The organism is Pseudomonas sp. NFACC04-2, assembly GCF_900119265.1.
Lineage (GTDB): Bacteria > Pseudomonadota > Gammaproteobacteria > Pseudomonadales > Pseudomonadaceae > Aquipseudomonas > Aquipseudomonas fluorescens_AA.
In genome coordinates this window covers 211,736-233,694 of the sequence record NZ_FPJC01000001.1, presented here as the reverse complement: position 1 = coordinate 233,694, position 21,959 = coordinate 211,736, and the positions used below count along the sequence as shown (strand labels likewise).

Annotated in this window: 14 protein-coding genes and 1 pseudogene; 3 read left to right on the top strand and 12 right to left on the bottom strand. The window is 63.1% G+C overall.

Annotated features, from left to right (window positions below):
- Positions 1-160: 160 nt before the first annotated feature.
- From BT125_RS01030 to BT125_RS01005, 6 genes are read right to left on the bottom strand one after another with little or no spacing between them, the layout of a single operon-like run.
- Positions 161-1,798: a BatD family protein gene (locus tag BT125_RS01030; RefSeq protein WP_072404511.1), complete on the bottom strand. Its 1,638-nt coding sequence runs from the start codon at positions 1,796-1,798 to the stop codon at positions 161-163.
- Positions 1,795-3,531, bottom strand: a complete 1,737-nt coding sequence (locus BT125_RS01025) for a tetratricopeptide repeat protein (protein ID WP_072404509.1) — start codon at positions 3,529-3,531, stop codon at positions 1,795-1,797. Before BT125_RS01025 ends, BT125_RS01030 begins: the two co-directional genes overlap by 4 nt.
- A complete protein-coding gene (locus BT125_RS01020; RefSeq protein ID WP_072404507.1) occupies positions 3,528-4,607 on the bottom strand; it encodes a vWA domain-containing protein in 1,080 nt (359 codons plus the stop codon). The genes BT125_RS01025 and BT125_RS01020 overlap by 4 nt, the downstream gene beginning before the upstream one ends.
- Positions 4,600-5,094, bottom strand: a complete 495-nt coding sequence (locus BT125_RS01015; protein WP_072404505.1) for a DUF4381 domain-containing protein — start codon at positions 5,092-5,094, stop codon at positions 4,600-4,602. Before BT125_RS01015 ends, BT125_RS01020 begins: the two co-directional genes overlap by 8 nt.
- Positions 5,091-6,035, bottom strand: a complete 945-nt coding sequence (locus tag BT125_RS01010) for a DUF58 domain-containing protein (RefSeq protein WP_072404503.1) — start codon at positions 6,033-6,035, stop codon at positions 5,091-5,093. The genes BT125_RS01015 and BT125_RS01010 overlap by 4 nt, the downstream gene beginning before the upstream one ends.
- 9 nt (positions 6,036-6,044) lie before the next feature.
- On the bottom strand, positions 6,045-7,004 hold the full coding sequence (locus tag BT125_RS01005) for an AAA family ATPase (RefSeq protein ID WP_039589986.1): 960 nt from the start codon (positions 7,002-7,004) through the stop codon (positions 6,045-6,047).
- A 603-nt stretch (positions 7,005-7,607) separates the two neighbouring features.
- On the opposite strand from BT125_RS01005, the pseudogene BT125_RS01000 reads away from it, so the two are divergent.
- Positions 7,608-7,977, top strand: a pseudogene (locus tag BT125_RS01000) (DUF6124 family protein).
- Positions 7,978-8,399: 422 nt separating this feature from the next.
- Here BT125_RS01000 and BT125_RS00995 read toward each other — a convergent pair.
- The 5 genes from BT125_RS00995 to BT125_RS00975 form a co-directional block, all read right to left on the bottom strand.
- The gene (locus BT125_RS00995; RefSeq protein WP_072404501.1) at positions 8,400-9,377 is read right to left on the bottom strand and encodes a 2-hydroxyacid dehydrogenase; all 978 of its coding nucleotides are present in this window, start codon (positions 9,375-9,377) and stop codon (positions 8,400-8,402) included.
- A gap of 14 nt (positions 9,378-9,391) precedes the next feature.
- Positions 9,392-10,690: an MFS transporter gene (locus BT125_RS00990; protein ID WP_072404499.1), complete on the bottom strand. Its 1,299-nt coding sequence runs from the start codon at positions 10,688-10,690 to the stop codon at positions 9,392-9,394.
- Positions 10,691-10,777: 87 nt separating this feature from the next.
- A complete protein-coding gene (locus BT125_RS00985; RefSeq protein WP_072404497.1) occupies positions 10,778-11,758 on the bottom strand; it encodes a sugar kinase in 981 nt (326 codons plus the stop codon).
- The gene (locus tag BT125_RS00980) at positions 11,751-12,533 is read right to left on the bottom strand and encodes a sugar phosphate isomerase/epimerase family protein (protein WP_072404495.1); all 783 of its coding nucleotides are present in this window, start codon (positions 12,531-12,533) and stop codon (positions 11,751-11,753) included. Before BT125_RS00980 ends, BT125_RS00985 begins: the two co-directional genes overlap by 8 nt.
- 167 nt (positions 12,534-12,700) lie before the next feature.
- On the bottom strand, positions 12,701-13,726 hold the full coding sequence (locus BT125_RS00975; RefSeq protein WP_139271652.1) for a LacI family DNA-binding transcriptional regulator: 1,026 nt from the start codon (positions 13,724-13,726) through the stop codon (positions 12,701-12,703).
- 244 nt (positions 13,727-13,970) lie between these two features.
- Between BT125_RS00975 and BT125_RS00970 the strand changes: the two genes are divergently transcribed.
- A complete protein-coding gene (locus BT125_RS00970) occupies positions 13,971-16,124 on the top strand; it encodes a WG repeat-containing protein (RefSeq protein ID WP_072404493.1) in 2,154 nt (717 codons plus the stop codon).
- A gap of 49 nt (positions 16,125-16,173) precedes the next feature.
- Here BT125_RS00970 and BT125_RS00965 read toward each other — a convergent pair whose 3' ends face one another.
- A complete protein-coding gene (locus tag BT125_RS00965; protein WP_072404491.1) occupies positions 16,174-16,527 on the bottom strand; it encodes a hypothetical protein in 354 nt (117 codons plus the stop codon).
- Positions 16,528-16,955: 428 nt separating this feature from the next.
- Between BT125_RS00965 and BT125_RS00960 the strand changes: the two genes are divergently transcribed.
- Entirely contained in the window at positions 16,956-21,824 is a 4,869-nt protein-coding gene (locus tag BT125_RS00960; protein WP_072404489.1) for an NAD-glutamate dehydrogenase, read from the top strand.
- The last annotated feature ends 135 nt before the right edge of the window (positions 21,825-21,959 follow it).

Genomic DNA, 21,959 nt, shown 5'->3' with positions numbered 1-21,959 from the left:
AGGACTTGTTCAACTTCATGGGATCTATTTGAACACGACCTTGTGGCGAGGGAGCTTGCTCCCGCTGGGCTGCGTAGCGGCCCCTTTTTGCGATTGCTGCGCAATCGAGCGGGAACAAGCTCCCTCGCCACAAAAGCCACAACTCCCCAGGAAACCGGGTTTATTTGGGATACAACGGCGGCAACCCGGAATCACCGGCCGAATCCAGCGCCCCTTCGGTAGGCGGGATGGTGCGGATGGCGCGCCACAGGTCTTCGCCTTGCCAATGCTGGCCGGTCTCGCTGTAGAGCGCGCCGTTGAGGCCGTCCAGGGCGTCGGACAGCGGCACGAAGCGCGCCGCCATGTCGGCCAGGGTTTCCGGCTGCTGGCGGGCCCAGGCGTCCAGGGCCTGGCGGGTGGCGTGGGGGTCATTGGCCAGGCAGGCGCGCTTGAGGTCGTCCAGCAGCGTGCGCGGGCTCGGTCCGGCCTGGGCCGAGCGCAAGATGGCCGGCTGCCAACGGGCACGCCACCACAAGCCAAAGCCGAGCAGCGTCGTGCAGGCCAGGATCAGGCTGCTCAGTTGCCAATACCACAGCGTCTCGCTGTCGACTGTTGTCACGATCTGCGCTGTGCCGGCGGGCGTATCCACCATCAGGCTCGGATTGTTCGCCACCTGCAGGGTCCGCGCCGGGAGGCTGGTGCGGTCCAGGTGATCTTCCAGGGTGTTCCACCAGACCACTTCCACCGGTGGCAGCTCGATGGTGCCGCTACGGTTGGGCACCAGCGCCTCGCGGTCTTCGCGGCTGCCCACCAGCCCGCGTTCACTGCTGCGGCTGCTGAGTACCGGCTGGTCCGGATAACGTCGCAGGCCATTGATCTCAGTGGCCGGCAGCGGTGGTAATTGGGCGCTGGCCAGGCCTTCGGCTTCCAGGGTCAGGCTGCGGGTCAGGGAGTCGCCCACCTGGCTGTGGGTCGGTTCCGGGCTCCAGCTTTCGCTCAAGGACAGGCTGCGTGCCGGCAACCAAGGCACGTCGGCCGGGTAGCTCGCGGGCTTGGGCTTGACGCTCAGTTGCAGTAACTCGGAGCTTACCCGCATCAATTGGCCGGGCTTGGGGCCCGAAGGGGCTGCGTCCTGGGCCACCGGTTCGACCAGGGTGGCGCTGAAGGTCTGGGCCGGGATTGTCAGTTCGCCGCTGCGCTGGGGGTAGATGCCATAACGCAGTTCGATCACGCCGTGGCGCACATCGTTGATGACCTTTTCATAGGTGCGCGATTCGCCCAGTTGTTCGGTGCGGGCATCGGGGATATGCAGCGGCGTCAGGCTGCTGTCGTCGTAAAGCGACACCGAATGGTAGATGCGCAGCGTCAGGATCGCCTGGGCTTGTACATACACTTGGGTCTGGTCGAGGCTGGCTTCGATGAACACCGGTGCCAGGGTCCCGGACGCATTGCGGGTTTCGCTTTCGATGACTTGCAAGGTGATCGGCTGGCTGGTCACTTCGCCCAGTTGCAGCGGGGGAATGATCACGGTACCGCTTTGGCGCGGCAGCAGGGTGACGATCCAGCGGGTGGTGGCGCGGTTCTCGCCGTCGAGGGTCGTCAACTGGTTGACCTGACGGGTGCCGCGCACATCGAACAAGGCCTGGAGCGGGCCGAGGTCGGGTTTGCCGAACAATGTGGCGTCGTTGGATTCCAGGGTCAGTTCCACCGTTTCCCCGGAGTTCAGGCGGCTGCGGTCCACACTGGCCGTCAGCTGTGCAGCCTGGGTTCCAGAGGCCCAGAGCAGCAAGAAGAGGAGGTAGGCGGTGAAGCGGGTCATGGGGTTTTTCCCTGGGCCTGATGGCTTTGCTGTTCGTACCAGAATTTACGCCTGAGCAGCTCGCCGGGATTGTCCGGGATCTGGCGCAGCCATTGTTCCATGGCCTGGCGTTGTTCTTCTTCATTGCGCTGGCCGGCGGCGGGACGCAGCGGCGGTGTGGTGGTCTGCTCGTCAGGCAGCTCGCTGCCCGGCACATCCTGGGCGGTGGGCGCTTGTGCGGTCCGTGGAGGCTGGGATTCGTCCGGCGTCGCGGTGGCCTCGGCGGAGGGGTGCCCCGTCTCGGAAGATTGGCTCGTCGAAGCGCTATCCGGCGTTTGTTCGCCCTGGCCCGGCTCCTCGCGTTCGGCGGGCTTGGGCTCTGGCGTCGGTGGTGCCTGTTCGTTCAACAGGCTCTGCACGAGGGCCTTGTTGGTCTGGGCGGGGCGCAGGTCGGGTTGCAATTCCAGGGCTTGTTCATAGGCATCCAGTGCGGCTTCCAGCTCGCCGCTGCGAGCCAGGGCGTTGCCACGATTGTAGTGGGCACGGGCGTCGTTGCCTTCGGCGAAGCGCCGGGCGGCTTCGCTGTATTGGCCGGCTTCGTACAGGGCGACGCCTTGCCATTGGCTGTCTTCGAAGTGGACGGCGGCTTCGGCGGGGCGCTTTTGCTTGAGCAAGTGCTGGCCCTGTTGGTCGGGGCGCAGCCACAGGTCCTGGAATTCGAAAGCGTGGCCGGTTTGCGGCAAGACGAACAGCAGCGGCAGGCAGAACAGCCAGCCTCGACGCCCGGCGCAAGCGGCCAACAGCAACAAGGGCAGGAGCAGCCAATAACCCTGGTCGGCCCAGGTGTCCAGGCGCAACGTCTGGCCGTCGCTGCGCAGATGGCGAGGACCGTCCAGCAGACCCAGGCCGCGCAGGTCGCTGTCGTCCAGCCGCGCCGGTCGGTAGCGGCCGTCCAGCTCGTTGGCGAAGGCCTTGAGGCCCGGGCTGTCCAGGCGCGGTACCAGGATCGAACCCTGGGCATCCTTGAGGTAACTGCCATCTTCCTGGGCCACCGGTGCGCCTTCGCGGGTACCGATGCCCAGCATCAGCCATTGTGTGGCGGAACCGTCCAGGACCTGGCGGATGCCTTCACGCTCCTGCTCGTTCAACGACGAGCCGATCAGCAGGATCCGACCGTGGCCGAGTTCACCCTGGTCCAGCAGGGCCATGGCTTTATGAACGGCCAGGTCGGCGCGATGGCCGCTTTGGGGCATGATCGACGGCGCGAGGGCTTCGAGCAGGTTGGTGCTGGTGGCCAGGTCGTCGGACAGCGGCACCAACGTGTGGGCGCTGCCGGCATAGACGATGATCGCGGTCTGGGCATCGCTGCGGTTCTGCAACAGGTCCAGCACCTTGCGCCGGCCCTGTTCCAGGCGCGTGGGCGGGACATCGGTGGCGAGCATTTCCGGGGTCAGTTCCAGTATCACTACCAGCGGATCGGCGGGTTTCTGGCTGGTCTGTTCGACCCGCGCCCAGCTTGGCCCCAGCAACGCCAGCACGATCAACAGCCAACCCAGGCCCAGGGCAATCCATGGCAGCCGGCTTTCCCGGCCACTGCCGCCACTGAGCAGTACGGCGTGGAAGGCCGGCGGCAGGATCATCTGCCAGCGGCCCACCCGTTTCTGTCGATGCCACAGTTGCCAGAGCAACCAGCCCAGCAACGGCAGCAGCAACACGAACCAGGGGCGCAGCCAGTGCGGCCAGAGGGCGATCATCGACGCCTCCGCAAGCGCAGGCGCTTGAGTCGCTGGCGCCACTCGGTGTGTTGGGACGGCTGGAACAGCGGCTGGTTGAACAGGCGTTGCAGTGGATTGTCCGGCCAGCGCGCCCGGGCCACCAGCAATATGCTCAACAGCAGTGCAACGACCAGGGGCCAGTGATACAGCGCCAGGGCAGGGCGCGCCTGGGTCGGTTGCTGGGTCACCGGTTCGAGCTGGTCGAGGGTGCTTTTGATCGCCAGCAATTGCTCACCATCCTGGGCACGAAAATAGCGACCGCCCGTGACCTGGGCAATGTCCTTGAGGGACGGTTCGTCGAGGTCCAGGCTCGGGTTGACGCCGAGGAAGCCCGCCGTGCCACTTTGTTCCGGGTCGGCACCAATGCCGATCGGGTAGATTTTCACGCCTTCGTCGGCGGCCAGCCGCGCGGCGGTCAGCGGGTCGATTTCGCCGCCGTTGTTGGCGCCGTCGGTGACCAGGATCAGTACGCGACTGTGGGCCGGACGCTGGCGCAGGCGCTTGAGGGCCAGGCCGATGGCGTCGCCGATGGCGGTATTCTTGCCGGCGATGCCGATGCGCGCCTCGTCGAGCCAACGACGCACGGTGCGGCGGTCGAAGGTCAGCGGTGCCTGCAAGTAGGCCTGGCTGCCGAACAGGATCAGGCCGACCCGGTCACCTTCGCGGCCTTCGAGAAAATCCCCGAGCATGTGCTGGACCAGCGCGAGGCGGCTGACTTCTTCGTCCTTCCACTGCATGTCGGGAAAGTCCATGGAGCCCGAGACGTCCACCGCCACCAGCAGGTCGCGACCGCTGGCGGCAATGGGCAGCGGTTCCCCCAGCCACTGCGGTCGTGCAGCGGCGATCAGCAACAGCAGCCAGAGCAGGATAAAGGGCGCTTGTTGCCGCCAGGTCGGCAGATTGGCCCGGGCCCGACGGCCCACCAGGCCTTCCAGGTCGCCGAGGAAGCTGACCTTGAGCGCCGGCTCGCCGCTGTCGGCCGCCGGCAGCACCAGGCGCATCAGCCAGGGCAGCGGCAAGAGGGCGAACACCCACGGCCAGGCGAATTCAAACATGTTTGCGAATCCAGATTTCGACCGCCTGGGTCAGGCCGGCGATGGCTTTGTCATCGAGCTTGCATTCGGGCTTGTAGGCGCCTTCCACCAGTATCATCCAGCGCGTCAAGCCAGCGGCCGGGCAACGGTTGTCCAGGAAGGCCAGCCATTTGCGCCCGTTGAGGGTGTGGCTCTGGCTGTAGGGGTAGTGGTTGCGACACAGGCGCTTGAGCAGCCCGTTGAGCTGCTGCAACCAGGCACCGGCCGGCGCGCCGTCGTAGGGCTTGGGCAGCCGGGCGAGTTCGGCCAGGGCGGCCAGGCGCACCGGGTCCAGGGGCTGCTCGCTGCGTTCGGCGGTGCGCTTGGCGGGAATGAATCGGCGCAATTGCCACAGCCCCAGGCCCAGCAACGGTAGCATCAGCAGTAGCAACCACCAGCCCGGCGCGGGCGGCCAGAAGCCAATGGGCGGTGGCGCCATCAGCGGCTGCAATTGATCGAGGCTGCTCATCGGTTTTTCCCAGCCCGCTTGGGGTTCAGGTATTCGCGCAACTGTTCGACCATGTCGCCCTGGGTACTCAGAGGCATCATCAGGATTCGCAGCTTTTGCGCCAGCAATTCCCAACGCGTCTGGCGTGCCTCGGCCTGGGCGCGATAGGCCTGGCGCAGTTCGAAATTCAGGGTGTCGAGCTCCAACTGCGCGCCACGCTGGGCGAAGCGCAGCAAGCCGGCGGCGGGCAAGGCGTGATCCAGTGGGTCCGACAACGGCAGTAGCAACAGGTCGCAATGACGCGACAGCAGGCTCAGTTGCTGTTCGGCGCTGTCGGACAACGCACGTTCGTCGCAAATCACGATCACCAGGCTGCCGGGCCGCAGCACTTCCCGGGCCCGACGCAGGGCAATGCCGAACGAGTCGCGGTCCGGCTCGCCCTCGGTGTGCAGTGACTGATTGACCCGCACCAGCCGGTTGAGCAATTGCAACAGGCTCTGTTTGCTGCGCCGCGGCTTGACCTCGTAATGGGTGTTGTTACCGAACACCAGGCCACCCACCCGGTCGTTGTGCCCCAGCGCGGCCCAGCCGATCAGACTGGCGGCCTGGGCAGCGAGCACCGACTTGAACATCAGCCCCGAGCCGAAGAACAGCCGGTGGCTCTGCTCGATCATGATGAAGATCGGCCGCTCCCGCTCTTCGTGGAACAGCTTGGTGTGAGGCTCCTGGGTCCGGGCGGTGACGCGCCAGTCAATGGTGCGTACGTCGTCGCCGGCCTGGTAGACCCGCACCTGGTCGAAATCCACCCCACGCCCGCGCAGCTTGGAGTGGTGCAGGCCGATCAGCGGGCTGCGCTGGCCCGGTGTCGAGAACAGTTGCACCTCGCGCACGCGATGGCGCATCTCGATCAGCTCCGAAAGGCTGACGCGGATGCCCGGTGCGGGCGCCAGGGGGTTATTCATGACTCATGCTCAAGCGACAGCGACGACGTCGAGAATCCGCTGCACGACCCGATCCTGGTCGATGCCGGCGGCCTCGGCTTCGAACGACAGGATGATGCGATGGCGCAGCACGTCGAAGAGCACGGCCTGGATATCTTCCGGGCTGACAAAGTCGCGCCCGGCCAGCCAGGCATGGGCACGGGCGCAGCGGTCAAGGGCGATGGAACCCCGCGGACTGGCGCCGTAGGCGATCCACTCGGCCATTTCCGGATCGAACTTGGCCGGGTTGCGGGTGGCCATGATCAGTTGCACCAGGTATTCCTCCACGGCGTCGGCCATGTACAGTCCGAGGATTTCCTTGCGTGCGGAGAAGATCGCCTGCTGGCTCACGCGGCGCTCGGGCTTGGTCTCGCCGTTCAGCGCTTCACCCCGGGCCTGCTGCAGGATGCGGCGTTCCACGGCAGCATCTGGAAAACCGATCTTGACGTGCATCAGGAATCGGTCGAGTTGGGCTTCGGGCAGCGGGTAGGTGCCTTCCTGCTCGATCGGATTCTGCGTGGCCATCACCAGGAACAGCGGCGACAGTTCATACGTGCTGCGTCCGACACTGACCTGGCGTTCGGCCATGGCTTCGAGCAGGGCCGACTGGACTTTGGCCGGGGCACGGTTGATTTCGTCCGCCAGCACCAGGTTATGGAAGATCGGCCCTTGCTGGAACACGAAACTGCCGGTTTCCGGCCGGTAGATTTCCGTGCCGGTAATGTCGGCGGGCAGCAGGTCAGGGGTGAACTGGATACGATGGAACTGCGCTTCGATACCCTCGGCCAGCTCTTTGATGGCCTTGGTCTTCGCCAGCCCAGGCGCGCCTTCCACCAGCATATGACCGTCGGCGAGCAAGGCGATGAGCAGGCGCTCGATGAGTTTTTCCTGGCCGAGAATCTGCGTTGAAAGAAAGGTTCGCAGCGCAAGCAGCGCTTCACGATGTTCCATCGGTGACTGTTCCTGGAAAGGGTGGCCCCAGGCGTTCGGATAACGCCGGGGCTGGGGGCGTTACTTTAATGCATGGCAGGGGGTGGCGACTAACGGGATTTTGATTGGCCGTGTGAATTGTGATCGGCTTGGAAAGATTGTGGGGTGGGTTTGCTTGCCATGAATCCCACCCGGACAGGCGCACAGCCCCCGGTGGCGAGGGAGCTTGCTCCCCCTTGACCGGGCTGGCGCTCCAGTGCGAAGCACTCACAAAGTGAAGGGGTGTTTATCGGGATGTAGGAGTGCTCTGGAACAGGCTACGTTGTCTTGCGCCATTGCCTACAATTGCGCCAGAATCCGCCGGCTTGTGCGCTTGGGAGGCAGGTTCTATCGTTTCCGGGTCGCCGATGAATCAGCGATCGGGTTTGGTAGCCCGGCTCTCTACATGACGCAAGCGTCACTTTTACAAGTGCATCTCGGCATTTGTATTTGATGGTGGCCATGCGTAGGGCGCTCTCGAGCGCGCCGGAGTTCATGTGGGCCGGTCTACCAACCTTCGTATGGCCGCCACCCTCGTTTGGTAGCGAGGTGGTGGTTCCTCCTATCCCACATGAGACTCTATTTATGTTCAAAGCTACCCCCAATCCCCCGGACACCGAACCGACCTCACCGCGTCCAAAAAACAAGTCCCAAAAACACGACGAAGTCACCGACCGAGTCCTCGACCATTACCTGAACCCCAAGCCGGACAAACCCGAAGCAGAACCTGCCCCCCGGCCAACTCTTCACCGTCAACAAAGACATCGACACCGAAAGCCTGCTTGCCAACCTCAGCGAAACCCTGGCTTCGGCCAATGCCATGGTCAATGACCTGGCTTTCGACCTGGACGGTTCACGCCGGCATTTCCTCCTGGGCATTCAGCAACTGATCGAACTGGGCAGCCTGCTGGCGAACCGTGCACTGGACAACATCGAAACCCGCCAGCCGACATAGCCCTTGTGGCATTCCTTAAATCCTGGGCAAACCGCAAAAACCTGTGGGAGCCGAGCTTGCTCGCGATGGCGGCGGTATATCCAACATAGATGGAGCCTGACCCACCGCTATCGCGAGCAAGCTCGGCTCCCACAGGTTTGATCGTTCCCACGCTCTGCGTGGGAATGCATCCTGTGACGCTCTGCGTCACCTTGCAGAAGCGGAACGCGGAGCGTCCCTGGCGGCGTTCCCATGCGGGAGCGTGGGAACGATCAAAACCCATTGTGGCGAGGGAGCTTGCTCCCGCTGGGCTGCGCAGCAGACCCGAAGCCCGCCACCTCGGTGTATCAGGCAGGCCGCATCCAGCCCTTTAAGGGGCGCTTCGCAACCCAGCGGGAGCAAGCTCCCTCGCCACAGAAGCGCTGCTGTGCTCGGATGATTGCTCAGCCTTTCCACACCCCCAAATTCACCAGGTTCTCCGGTCGCTCCCCCGCCAATGCCGCCAGCAGGTTGTCCACGGCACAGCGCGCCATCGCTTCCCGGGTCTCGTGGGTGGCCGAGCCCATGTGCGGTGTCGCTACCACGTTGTCCATCTGCAACAGCGGCGAATCGGCATTCAAGGGTTCGTGCTCGAACACATCCAGCCCCGCACCACGGATCTGGCCGTTGCGCAGGGCGTCGATCAGTGCCGCTTCGTCCACCACTTTGCCTCGGGAGATATTGATGAAGAGGGTCTCGGGACGCATTCGGGCAAACGCCTGCGCATCGATCAGCCCTTGGGTTTCAGCCGTCAAAGGCAAGGTCAGGCAAACGAAGTCCGCCTCTTGCAACAATGTTTCGAGACTGCAGTAACGCGCACCGAAACGCTGCTCGACCGCGGGCTTGGGCGAGTGGCTGTGGTAGAGCACCGGCATGCCGAAGCCGAAGTGCCCGCGCTGGGCCAAGGCTTCGCCGATGCGCCCCATGCCGATGATGCCCAGGGTCTTGCCATGGACATCGCTGCCGAAATGCTTGGGGCCGATGCTCTGTTGCCAGCCGCCTTCGCGGACCAGGGTGGCCAGTTCTACTACGCGGCGAGCGGTTGCCAGGATCAGGGCGAAACCGGTATCCGCGGTGGTCTCGGTCAGCACATCCGGGGTGTTGCTGAGCAGGATCCGACGTTCGGTCAGGTAGTCGATGTCGTAGTTATCGACCCCCACCGAGACGCTGGCGATGGCTTGCAGGTTCGGCGCCAGGTCCAGCAGCGCCGCATCCAGCTTGAGGCTGGCGCCCAACAGGCCGTGGGCCGTGGGCAGGGCGTCGCGCAGTTGTGCCAGGCCCTGGGCATCGAGGCGTTCGATGAACGTGACTTGGGCCTGGGCTTGCAGGCGAGCCATCAATTGAGGTGACAGCGTTTTGTACAACACCACGTGCTTTTTCATGGATGAGTCTCGATTCAGGAACGGGCGGGCGCCGGGTCTGGCGTCGCGGGGTGGGAGACGGTCCGGTCGCTGGCGCCGGGCTTGAGGGCGAGGGTCAGTACGACCGACAGCAGCAAGGCGCCGCTCATCAGCAGGAAGGACATGCCAGGAGAGCCTGTGGTGCCGTTGAGGTAGCCCACCAGGTACGAGCCGCCGAACGAACCCAGCGCGCCCATGCTGTTGATTAAGGCCATGGCGCCGCCGGCGACATTGGCCGGGAGGATTTCCGGAACGATGGCGAAGAACGGACCGTAGGGCGCGTACATGCAAGCGCCGGCGACCACCAGCAAGCCATAGGACCACCAGAAGTGCTCGGCCCCCAGCAGGTAGGAGGCGTAGAACGCGATGGAGGCGATCAGCAGCGGCGGCCAGACGAAACGCTTGCGCTTCTGCGCCTTGTCCGACGCCCAGGACACCACCAGCATGCCGATCACCGCGGCCAGGTACGGCAAGGACGACAGCCACCCGGCCTCGACCATGTTCATCTGCAGGCCAGCCTTGAGGATCGACGGCAACCACAACACAAATCCGTAGACGCCGATGCTCCAGCAGAAAAACTGCAACGCCAGGATGATCACCTTGGGAGAGCGGAAGGCTTCGGCGTAGTTCTTCACCGCCTTGATGCCGACCTGTTCGGCCGCCAAGGCACTTTCCAGATCATGTTTTTCCTGGTCGCTGAGCCACTTGGCCTGGGCCGGGCGATCATCGGCCAGGCGCCACCAGACAAAGGCCCAGAGCACCGCCGGCAGGCCCTCGATGATGAACATCCAACGCCAGTCGAATTGCTGCACCAGGTAACCCGAGACCACGGACATCCACAGCATGGTCACCGGGTTGCCGAGGATCAGGAAGGTATTGGCGCGCGAGCGTTCGGCCCGGGTGAACCAGTGGCACAGGTACACCAGCATCGCCGGCATCACCGCGGCCTCGACCACCCCGAGCATGAAGCGGATCACGATCAGCCAGTAGGCGTTGGCGACCACGCCCGTCAGGGTGGCCAGCGAACCCCAGAGGATCAGGCTGACGAAGATCAGCTTCTTCACGCTGTGTTTTTGCGCGTAGATCGCCCCCGGGACCTGGAAGAAAAAGTAGCCGAGGAAAAACAGGGCGCCCAGCAGCGACGAAAGCCCTGGGGTGATCATCAGGTCCTCGGCCATGCCCGAGGCGGCGGCAAATCCATAATTGGCCCGGTCGAGGTAGGCCAGGCTGTAGGTGATGAAGACGATGGGCATGATGTACCACCAGCGGCGGGTGGCGAGGTTGAGCGTTTGCATGTCGTTGACTCCTGAGCTTGTTGTTTTTGTTGCAGCAGGTGCGTTTTGGGGTGGCTCTATCGCGAGCAAGCTCGCTCCCACAGGGGGTTAACTCGACCCCATGTGGGAGCTAGCTTGCTCGCGATCGGCGGTTTCAAATTCAGCCAATAATTCAAGGCGCGTCGGCAACCCTTCCATATCCCCACGGCTCTGCACCGCACGGCTGCCAATCCAATTGGCGCGCTGCACGGCCTCGGTGATGGCCTGGCCTTCGAGCAATGCGCTGATCAGGCCCACGGCGAAGCCATCACCGGCGCCCACGGTGTCCACCACTTGGGCCACCGGCACGCCGGGGATGACGCCCTGGTCCAGCGCCGTGCGGTAATAGGCGCCGTCCGCGCCGAGCTTGATCACGACGATTTCGGCGCCTTGGTCCAGGTAGAACGCGGCGATGTCGGCCGGGTCGTCGAAGCCAGTCAGCAGCCGGCCTTCGCCGAGCCCCGGCAAGACCCAGTGGGCGAGGGCGGCGAGGCGATTGATTTCAGTGATCATCGTCGACTCGCTGCCCCATAGGCTTGGCCTCAGGTTAGGGTCGAACGACAGGCTGCGGCCGGCCGCGCGCATACGGCTCATCAAGTCAAAGGACATCTCGCGGGCCGTGCCCGACAGCGCCGGGACGATACCGGTAGCGTGCAAATGACGGGCGTCAAGCAGCGCCGGCGCGATGGAACCGATCGACAGATGACTGGCCGCCGAGCTGCGGCGGAAATACTCGACTTGCGGGTCGCTGCCATCGACGGTGAGGGACTTGAACTGGAAGCCGGTGGGGTGCTGCGGGTCGACCGCCACGTGGCGACAATCCAGGCCCTCGTTTTCCAGGGTCTGCGTCACGAAGCGCCCCAGGGAATCGGCGCCGACCCGACTTAGCCATGCCACCTTGAAGCCCAGCCGCGACAGACCGATGGCCACGTTGCTGTCGGCCCCCGCAATGCGCTTGTGAAACTGGTCGACGCTGGCCAGGTCACCGCGCTGATCCGCCACCAGCATTGCCATGGTTTCGCCGAACGACAACACATCGAACTCAGACATGGGCAGGCTCCTGGCGCGATTGCCCGAGGCGGGACAGGGTGGCGACATGGCTGGCGGTCAATTGCAGCAGGTCATCGTCCTGCAGCGGGTATTCGGCGGCGCGCATCACCCCGGCGGGCATGTGCTTGAGCAGTTGTTCCCACACGTGCAGGTCGGTCATGGCCGGAGGCACGGCGACAAGTTTGCCGTCGGCGCGCCGGGCCACGGCCTTGCAGTGCACATACGCCACATACCGTCCGAGCTGTCGGGCGGCCACGGCGGCCGATTGGTCCTGCCATTGCCAGTTGCCAATGTCGAAGGTCATGGCGACGGGCAGCGCTTGGTGTTCCACCGCGGTGAAGAACCGTTGCAACGGTTCGATCCGTCCGCCCTGCAAGGTCTGGTCGTTTTCCACCAGCAACTGCACCGGGCTGGCGGCGAGCACCTGGGCCAGCGCCGAGAGGTCATTGGAGTCGGTGAAATGACCGAGGGAGACTTTCAGCCAGGTCGAACCGAACGCCTCGCCGCGTTGCAGGGCCAGCGCCAGGGCGGGATTGGGCCTGGACTGGCCGGCGAGCCACAGTTCCAGCGGTGACGAAAAAATACTCTGCAGTCCCTGGTCCCGGGCAGCGGCGGCCAGTTCAGCGGGCTGTTCGGTGGTGAGCAATTCCTCGCGCCACTCGATGCGCGAGGCACCGGCGGCGGCCAACAGATCGATGAAACGGCCTTGGCCATGCTGCCGCACCAGGTCGGCGCCGTAGCTGGAAAGACTGATGGAGACGGGTGGCTTGTGCATTTGTTGTTATACCTCTGAAACCGGTTTCAGTTCTGTTCAAAAAAAGGGTTCAAAAAAAGGGGGTGTGCTTCAGGGCCTCATCGCGAGCAAGCTCGCTCTCACACTGGATCTGTGGCGCACTGAAGATCCCTGTGGGAGCGAGCTTGCTCGCGATGGGGCCCTCACCATCACCGACCATTCCCAAGCGTCGACCCACGCTCAATCAACCGCGCCGCAAAATCCAGGGTCCGCACCGGCCCGTTGTCACCGCGCAAGCGCTTGAGCAGGCATTCGAACGCGCTGGCGCCGATCTGTGCTGTCGGTTGGGCCAGGGCCGTGATGCCGCTGCCCACCAAGGGGTACCAATCCAAGTCATCGAGGGCGATCAGGCCCACGTCGTCGAACAAGTGACAACCCAGCTCGCGCAACACCGTTGTGGCGGCCAGGGCGGCAATGCCATTGGCGCAGAACAACGCCTTGGGGCCATGGCCAGGCTGGGCAAGAAAGGTCTTGATACGGGTGGTCAACTGATCGCAGGTTTCCACCACGGTGCCGGCCAGGGCAGGCCGTTGTTGGATGCCGGCCTTGAAACTCTCGACCCGCTCGATTCGCGAACTGGTGCCGTCGAACGGTTCGGTTACCAGCAACAGATCGCGGTAGCCCCGTTGTTCGAGGTGATCGAGGGCCATTTCGATGGCCGCCGGGTTGTTCAACCCAACCAGGTCGCTGTCGAGCCGATCGACCTTGCGATCCACCAGCACCAGGGGCATTTCGCTGCGCAGTTCGAACAGTTCGTCACGGTGGTGACCCAAGGTGTTCACGATCAGCCCTTCGATGTTGTAGGCGCGCAACAAGGCCAGGTGCTGGCGTTCCTGCTCGTCGTCGCGGTCGGTGTTGCATACCACCAGGCTGTAGCCATGGCGACGGCAGGCGGTTTCCACGCCATGCATCACGGCAATCGAATAAGGGTTGCGGATATCGGCCACCAGCATGCCGATCAAGCGCGTGCGCCCGCGCTTGAGGCCGCGGGCCATCTGGTTCGGCCGGTAGCCCAACTCGCTGATGGCCTGCTCGATGCGCCGGGCGATGGCCTCGGAGAGCAGGGCACGGTCTTCGCCAATGAAACGCGAGACGCTGGCCTTGGAGACCCCGGCGCGTTCGGCGACATCGAGCATGGTCACGCGGTTGCGCTGGGCGGCGGAGAAAGAAGTCACGGATTGAAACCTGCTTATTGGATTTATTAGTGGCTCTGAAACCGGTTTCAGGAAACACCAGAACCCAATCGGTCGTCAAGGGCGACGTGTCGCAGGCACGACCGGCGGTGGTTCGTTTGCGTCGCACAGGGGCGACGATCCAGGCAGGTCTTCATCAGAACCGGGCCACCCAGGCGATTTGCAGCGCGCAAGGCCGTGTGGTTAGCTGCCTGTCTCCCCAGCCCTTTGACTGCCGAAAACCACCATGAATTTTACCCAGCCTCGTTTGAGATTGCTGTCGATACTGAGTGTGACCTTGTTGGTGGTGTGCTGTGCGTCCTATTACCTGTTTCGCCACAGCGGCGCGCCGGTAGATGAAGGTTTCGCCGCCGAGCAACTGAACGAAGGGGGCATGGAAGACATCGGTACGCTGGCAGCGCCCGAGGTGGAAAAACGCCTCAATTACTTGATTCAGGACACCGGTGAAACCCTCAGGTCCCTGGAGCTGATCAGCGACGCGCAATTGAGCCTGACCCTTTCGACGAGCGAGTCCGACGACGAGCAGCCATTGCAATACGAGCCGCTGTTTGTCCCGTTCACCAGCGCGCAACTGAAAGCTGAGTTGGCGTCGATTCAAGGCTTGCGTTTTACCCAGCGGCTGTTTGCCGAGGGTTCCGAGGTGCGGCTCGATACCAGCCGCCTCGATCCGCTCTGGAAGCGCGCCGCCACGCCGGAGGAGCCGGCGGCCGAGCAGTACCTGCCGCAGCGCCTGCGTTTTCGCGATGGCAGCGAAACAACCTTCGCCGAGCTCAAGGTGTCGCCCCAGGTCGAGTCCGACGACACTATCTCGTCCCATGACGCCTTCGCCCTGTCGGTGAACAAATCCCTGGCGAGTCTCGGCCTGACGGTCGCTTACCGCAGCTACCCGGCGTTCAAGCAAGTGGTACTGGACAAGGATCACCCGAAAGTGACCCTGGACGGCGGTCAGTCCTTCCAGCTCACTGCCCTGGGTGATGACAGCGCGTCCGTGCGGTTGAGTACACCGAAATTGTCGACCTTCGTGGTGCAGGGGCTGGATGACGCGGGCAGGGCGCTCTACAGCAACGGTAACAACTCCCGGGCGTTCCCCTCCGATGGCGATATCGCGGCGTTGCATGAGTACTACAACGCGTTGTTGCAGACCAAGGACGATCTCAAGCAGCTCAAGACCGGCCAGGCGGTGCAACAGCAATTGCAGCGCTTGACCGAGGCGCTGGCCGCTCAGGTGGGGCCGTTGAAAAACACCGAGGTCGACTATCGATTCGAGGCCACCCCGCAACGTATCGTCATCCATGTGCTCGATCCGATGGAAGACAACACCGTTGAGTTCGCCCAGGTCGACAACGTCCTTGCAGCACAAGCGCGTTACATCGCCCTGGACCGGAACGCCGAGCGCTACGGCTTTATCGATCAGACTGGCCAGTGGTTGATCAAGCCCCGTTGGGTGCAGGTGCAAGATAGCCAGATGGCCGATACCTACACGTTGTTTTCCCCGGAGAAGTCCAGCGACCCGGAGTCGGAGTGGCAGGCGTTGCGCAGCCAGCTCGCCTACTTCCCCGCCGGTAGCAACAAACTCGTAGACCTGCCGTTCGAATACATCACCGAGGCGTTGAGCAATGGCCTGCTGTTGGTCGAGCGCGAAACCAACGGCCCTTACGGGCTCTATGATGCCAAGCGTCATCGTTTCGTGTTGCCGATGAAATTCGTCAACCCTACTGTGACCGATAACGTGTTCATCGCCCGTCTCGGCAAGCGAACCGATGTCATGGAAGGCCTGTACGGCGCCTATACCCTGGACGGCAAAGAGATCCTGCCGACGCAGTTCTCGGGCATCGAGTACCGCGAGGGGTTGCTCTACGCCAGCTCCGCCGATCGGAGTCGTCAAGACGTGTTCGACCTGCAAGGTAAACGGATCAACCTTCAGGGTGACAACGTGATAGGCCGGTTTTTCGGGCAACAACCGCTGCTGGTGAAGGACACTAAAAGCCGGAAATTCGCGTTTATCGATCGCCAGGGCGCGCGGCTACCCATCAAGTTGCCATATGACGAAGTGACGCCGTTTTCCAACGGCATGGCGGTGGTCGGACGCGATGGCAGCTACGGTGCCATCGACCTGGCGGGCAGGTTGCAGGTCCCGCTGGATTACAACCAGATCAGCGCGTTCCAGACCCACTACGCCGCGGCCATCCGGGCCGATGGTGGTTCCGGCCTGGTCTTGATCAGTCGGGACAACAAGGTGATCAAGGAACTGGGGTCCTACACCAGCCTGGACGTGCCGGATAACGGCAATGAGGCTCGTTATTACGTGAGAGATCCGAATAACAGTGACGAGTACCTGGTTTATGACGCCGATGGCAATCTCGTGAAGAAAGACGGATAAAGGCGGATGCACTGATTCCTCGCCACAGGAGCGTGTTCGTGTCCGGATCTCAGAGCTGGCTTATATAGGTCCCCGTCCCCTTGAGGATGTTCTGCAGCGTCAGTTCCACTTCCGCCAGGTCCGCCGCATCGGTGTCGTGGGTGATCTCCAGCACATCATCGCCGTTGAGCGCATCGGCATCCGCCGGGGCAATTTCAATCAGCAAGCGGGTCGGGCTGAGGGTGACCTTGACGCCGTCCAGTGTCGAAGGCTCTCCATCTAGGGCGATTTCCAGTTCGTCTTCGTCGGGGTAGCGCGTCATCAGGAACATTTCGCCCTGGGCACTGTGGCAGCAGAGCATGGCCATGTTGTCTTCTTCTTCATCACACGGGTTGGCGATCAGAAGGGCGGTGGTCATTTGCATGGTGATGGCTCCAGGATCGAGTGCACCTGCGGGTGCAAAAAGTGGATTCTGCCAGCCCAAAGGATTTTCTGCTGGTTTACCGCCTCGGGGTGCCGTTTGGTCCCCAGCCTGCTAGGGTTGTTCGGTGCGTAAGGGGCGTTTAGCTAGCCGATGACCGAATATGTCGCAGCGCTGCAAGCAGGCAGGTTGTCGCACTCGTTAAGCTGCGCAACGGATGTGCACCTGCCAAGGCCACCCCAGGGCGGTTTTTGCAGGTGTCCATGGCATGAAATTACATGGAAAAGGATGTGACCTGCGGGTCCCGTCCAGCTTCACCCACCTGTCATCCTGTTTCCTCTGCCCGAGAATCAGGAACGGGATGGCCGACAGCCCCGCAGGGGTTGCACGCGACGCTTCAATCAATAACAAGCCCAAGCGGAGTACCACAGATGGCGTTCTTCACCGCAGCCAGCAAAGCCGACTTCCAGCACCAACTGCAAGCGGCTCTGGCGCAGCACATCAGTGAACAGGCACTGCCACAAGTGGCGCTGTTCGCTGAACAATTCTTCGGCATCATTTCCCTCGATGAACTTACCCAGCGCCGGTTGTCCGACCTCGCCGGCTGCACCCTGTCTGCCTGGCGCCTGCTTGAGCGCTTCGATCACACGCAACCGCAGGTGCGCGTCTACAACCCCGATTACGAACGCCACGGCTGGCAGTCGACCCACACGGCCGTGGAAGTGTTGCACCACGACCTGCCGTTCCTGGTGGACTCGGTCCGCACCGAGCTGAACCGTCGCGGCTACAGCATCCACACCCTGCAAACCACTGTGCTGAGCGTGCGTCGCGGCAGCAAGGGCGAGTTGCTGGAAATCCTGCCAAAAGGCACCCAGGGCGACGATATTCTGCAAGAGTCGTTGATGTACCTGGAAATCGACCGCTGCGCCAACGCCGCCGAACTCAACGTCCTGAGCAAGGAACTTGAGCAAGTGCTGGGCGAAGTGCGCGTGGCCGTGGCTGATTTCGAACCGATGAAAGCCAAGGTCCAGGAAATCCTCGACAGCCTGGACAGCAGCGCCTACGCCATCGACGCTGATGAAAAGAGCGAGATCAAGAGCTTCCTGGAATGGCTGGTGGGTAACCACTTCACCTTCCTGGGCTACGAAGAGTTCGTGGTGCGCGATGAGGCCGACGGCGGTCACATCGAGTACGACCCCGAGTCGTTCCTCGGCCTGACCAAATTGCTGCGCGCCGGCCTGACCGCCGAAGACCTGCGCATCGAAGACTACGCCGTCGCCTACCTGCGCGAGCCGACGCTGTTGTCGTTCGCCAAGGCCGCGCACCCGAGCCGCGTACACCGTCCGGCCTACCCGGACTACGTCTCGATCCGCGAAATCGACGCCAGTGGCAAGGTCATCAAGGAATGCCGTTTCATGGGCCTGTACACCTCTTCGGTGTATGGCGAGAGCGTGCGGGTCATCCCGTACATCCGTCGCAAGGTCGCGGAAATCGAACGCCGCTCGGGCTTCCAGGCCAAGGCGCACTTGGGCAAGGAACTGGCCCAGGTGGTCGAAGTGCTGCCCCGTGACGACCTGTTCCAGACCCCGGTGGACGAGCTGTTCAGCACTGTGATGTCCATCGTGCAGATCCAGGAACGCAACAAGATCCGTGTGTTCCTGCGCAAAGACCCGTATGGCCGTTTCTGCTACTGCCTGGCCTACGTGCCACGTGACATCTATTCCACGGAAGTGCGCCAGAAGATCCAGCAAGTGCTGATGGATCGCCTGAAGGCCTCGGACTGCGAGTTCTGGACCTTCTTCTCCGAATCCGTACTGGCCCGTGTGCAGTTGATCCTGCGGGTGGACCCGAAGAATCGCCTGGACATCGACCCGCTGCTGCTGGAAAAAGAAGTCGTGCAGGCTTGCCGCAGTTGGAAGGACGACTACGCCAGCCTGGTCATCGAAAGCTTCGGCGAAGCCCAGGGCACCAATGTGCTGTCGGATTTCCCGAAAGGCTTTCCGGCCGGCTACCGCGAGCGCTTTGCCGCGCACTCGGCCGTGGTCGACATGCAGCACCTGCTGAACCTGAACGAAAAGAACCCGCTGGTCATGAGCTTCTACCAGCCGCTGGGCCAGGTTTCCGGCCAGCGCGAACTGCATTGCAAGTTGTATCACGCCGACACGCCGCTGGCGCTGTCCGACGTGCTGCCGATCCTGGAAAACCTCGGCCTGCGCGTGCTGGGTGAATTCCCGTACCGCCTGCGCCACACCAACGGTCGCGAGTTCTGGATTCATGATTTCGCGTTCACCGCCGCCGAAGGGCTGGACCTGGACATCCAGCAACTCAACGACACCTTGCAGGACGCCTTCGTCCACATCGTGCGTGGCGATGCCGAGAACGATGCGTTCAACCGCCTGGTGTTGACCGCCGGCCTGCCATGGCGCGACGTGGCGCTGCTGCGTGCCTACGCCCGTTACCTGAAGCAGATCCGCCTGGGCTTCGACCTGGGTTACATCGCCAGCACCCTGAACAACCACACCGACATCGCTCGCGAACTGACCCGGTTGTTCAAGACCCGCTTCTACCTGGCGCGCAAGCTCAGCGGCGATGACCTGGAAGACAAGCAACTGCGCTTGGAGCAGGCGATCCTCTCGGCCCTGGACGACGTCCAGGTGCTCAACGAAGACCGCATCCTGCGCCGCTACCTGGACCTGATCAAGGCCACCCTGCGGACCAACTTCTACCAGACCGACGCCAACGGCCAGAACAAGTCCTACTTCAGCTTCAAGTTCAACCCGCACCTGATCCCGGAACTGCCCAAGCCCGTACCGAAGTTCGAGATCTTCGTCTACTCGCCACGGGTCGAAGGCGTACACCTGCGCTTCGGCAACGTTGCCCGCGGTGGCCTGCGCTGGTCCGACCGTGAAGAAGACTACCGCACCGAAGTGCTTGGCCTGGTAAAAGCCCAGCAAGTGAAGAACTCGGTGATCGTGCCCGTGGGCGCCAAGGGCGGTTTCCTGCCACGTCGCCTGCCGTTGGGCGGCAGCCGGGACGAGATCGCGGCCGAAGGCATCGCCTGCTACCGCATCTTCATCTCGGGCCTGTTGGACATCACCGACAACCTGAAGGACGGCGCGCTGGTACCGCCGGCCAACGTCGTGCGCCATGACGACGATGACCCGTATCTGGTGGTCGCGGCGGACAAAGGCACGGCGACCTTCTCCGACATCGCCAACGGCATTGCCATCGACTACGGCTTCTGGCTGGGCGATGCGTTCGCCTCCGGCGGTTCGGCCGGCTACGACCACAAGAAAATGGGCATCACCGCCAAGGGTGCGTGGGTCGGCGTGCAGCGCCACTTCCGCGAGCGCGGCATCAATGTCCAAGAAGACAGCATCACCGTGGTGGGCGTCGGCGACATGGCTGGCGACGTGTTCGGCAACGGCTTGTTGATGTCGGACAAGCTGCAACTGGTCGCGGCCTTCAACCACCTGCACATCTTCATCGACCCGAACCCGGAGCCAGCCAGCAGCTTTGCCGAGCGCAAGCGCCTGTTCGATCTGCCGCGTTCGGCCTGGACCGACTACGACACCAGCATCATGTCCGAAGGCGGCGGTATCTTCTCGCGCAGCGCGAAGAGCATCGCCATCTCGCCGCAAATGAAAGAACGCTTCGACATCAAGGCCGACAAACTGACCCCGACCGAGTTGCTCAACGCCTTGCTCAAGGCGCCGGTGGACCTGTTGTGGAACGGCGGTATCGGCACCTACGTCAAGGCCAGCACCGAAAGCCACGCCGATGTCGGCGACAAGGCCAACGATGCGCTGCGTGTGAACGGCAACGAACTGCGCTGCAAGGTCGTGGGCGAGGGCGGTAACCTGGGCATGACCCAATTGGGTCGCGTCGAGTTCGGCCTCAATGGTGGCGGTTCCAACACCGACTTTATTGACAACGCGGGCGGCGTGGACTGCTCCGACCACGAAGTGAACATCAAGATCCTGCTCAACGAAGTGGTGCAGGCCGGCGACATGACCGACAAGCAACGCAACCAGTTACTGGCGAGCATGACCGACGAAGTCGGTGGCCTGGTGTTGGGCAACAACTACAAGCAGACCCAGGCCCTGTCCCTGGCGGCACGCCGCGCCTTCGTGCGGATCGCCGAATACAAGCGCCTGATGAACGATCTGGAAGCCCGGGGCAAGCTGGACCGCGCTATCGAGTTCCTGCCGACTGAAGAGCAACTGGCCGAACGTGTCGCGGCGGGCCACGGCCTGACCCGTGCCGAACTGTCGGTACTGATCTCCTACAGCAAGATCGACCTCAAGGAAGCGCTGCTCAACTCCCTGGTACCGGACGACGATTACCTGACCCGTGACATGGAAACCGCGTTCCCGCCGACGCTGGTGAGCAAGTTCTCCGAGGCCATGCGTCGCCATCGCCTGAAGCGCGAGATCGTCAGCACCCAGATCGCCAACGACCTGGTCAACCACATGGGTATCACCTTCGTTCAACGGCTCAAGGAGTCGACGGGCATGAGCCCGGCGAACGTGGCCGGTGCCTATGTGATCGTGCGCGATATCTTCCACCTCCCGCACTGGTTCCGGCAGATCGAAGCCCTGGATCACCAGGTCTCGGCCGACGTGCAACTGGAGCTGATGGACGAGCTGATGCGCCTGGGGCGTCGCGCCACGCGCTGGTTCCTGCGCAGCCGTCGCAACGAGCAGAACGCGGCTCGTGACGTCGCTCACTTCGGTCCGCACCTGGCCGCGTTGGGCCTCAAGCTCGACGAACTGCTGGAAGGTCCGACCCGCGAAGGCTGGCAGACCCGTTACCAGGCCTACGTGGCCGCTGGCGTGCCGGAGTTGCTGGCGCGCATGGTTGCCGGCACTACGCACCTGTACACCTTGCTGCCGATCATCGAGGCGTCCGACGTCACCGGTCAGAACGCCGCCGATGTGGCCAAGGCTTACTTCGCCGTGGGCAGCGCCCTGGACATCACCTGGTACCTGCAACAGATCAGCGCGCTGCCGGTGGAAAACAACTGGCAGGCACTGGCCCGTGAAGCGTTCCGCGACGACATCGACTGGCAGCAACGGGCGATCACCATCTCGGTCCTGCAGCAGGGTGACGGTACCCAGGACGTGGAAACCCGCCTGGCGCTGTGGCTTGAGCAGCATCACGAAATGGTCGAGCGCTGGCGCGCCATGCTGGTGGACATCCGTGCCGCCAGCGGTACCGACTACGCCATGTATGCGGTTGCCAACCGCGAACTGCTGGACCTGGCGTTGAGCGGTCAGGCGGTCGTGACGGCCAACTGATCCGGCGTTGAATGAAAAAGCCCCGCATTGAGAGATGCGGGGCTTTTTTTTGGCTTTAAAGATTCACTGTGGACCTTTGTGGGAGCGGGCTTGCTCGCGAATGCGTAGGGTCAGCTTGCACAAGTGTTGGATGTG

Coding starts and splice junctions, on each gene's coding strand:
- BT125_RS01030 (WP_072404511.1), bottom strand. CDS start 1,798: ATGACCCGCTTCACCGCCTACCTCCTCTTCTTGCTGCTCTGGGCCTCT.
- BT125_RS01025 (WP_072404509.1), bottom strand. CDS start 3,531: ATGATCGCCCTCTGGCCGCACTGGCTGCGCCCCTGGTTCGTGTTGCTG.
- BT125_RS01020 (WP_072404507.1), bottom strand. CDS start 4,607: ATGTTTGAATTCGCCTGGCCGTGGGTGTTCGCCCTCTTGCCGCTGCCC.
- BT125_RS01015 (WP_072404505.1), bottom strand. CDS start 5,094: ATGAGCAGCCTCGATCAATTGCAGCCGCTGATGGCGCCACCGCCCATT.
- BT125_RS01010 (WP_072404503.1), bottom strand. CDS start 6,035: ATGAATAACCCCCTGGCGCCCGCACCGGGCATCCGCGTCAGCCTTTCG.
- BT125_RS01005 (WP_039589986.1), bottom strand. CDS start 7,004: ATGGAACATCGTGAAGCGCTGCTTGCGCTGCGAACCTTTCTTTCAACG.
- BT125_RS00995 (WP_072404501.1), bottom strand. CDS start 9,377: ATGAAAAAGCACGTGGTGTTGTACAAAACGCTGTCACCTCAATTGATG.
- BT125_RS00990 (WP_072404499.1), bottom strand. CDS start 10,690: ATGCAAACGCTCAACCTCGCCACCCGCCGCTGGTGGTACATCATGCCC.
- BT125_RS00985 (WP_072404497.1), bottom strand. CDS start 11,758: ATGTCTGAGTTCGATGTGTTGTCGTTCGGCGAAACCATGGCAATGCTG.
- BT125_RS00980 (WP_072404495.1), bottom strand. CDS start 12,533: ATGCACAAGCCACCCGTCTCCATCAGTCTTTCCAGCTACGGCGCCGAC.
- BT125_RS00970 (WP_072404493.1), top strand. CDS start 13,971: ATGAATTTTACCCAGCCTCGTTTGAGATTGCTGTCGATACTGAGTGTG.
- BT125_RS00965 (WP_072404491.1), bottom strand. CDS start 16,527: ATGCAAATGACCACCGCCCTTCTGATCGCCAACCCGTGTGATGAAGAA.
- BT125_RS00960 (WP_072404489.1), top strand. CDS start 16,956: ATGGCGTTCTTCACCGCAGCCAGCAAAGCCGACTTCCAGCACCAACTG.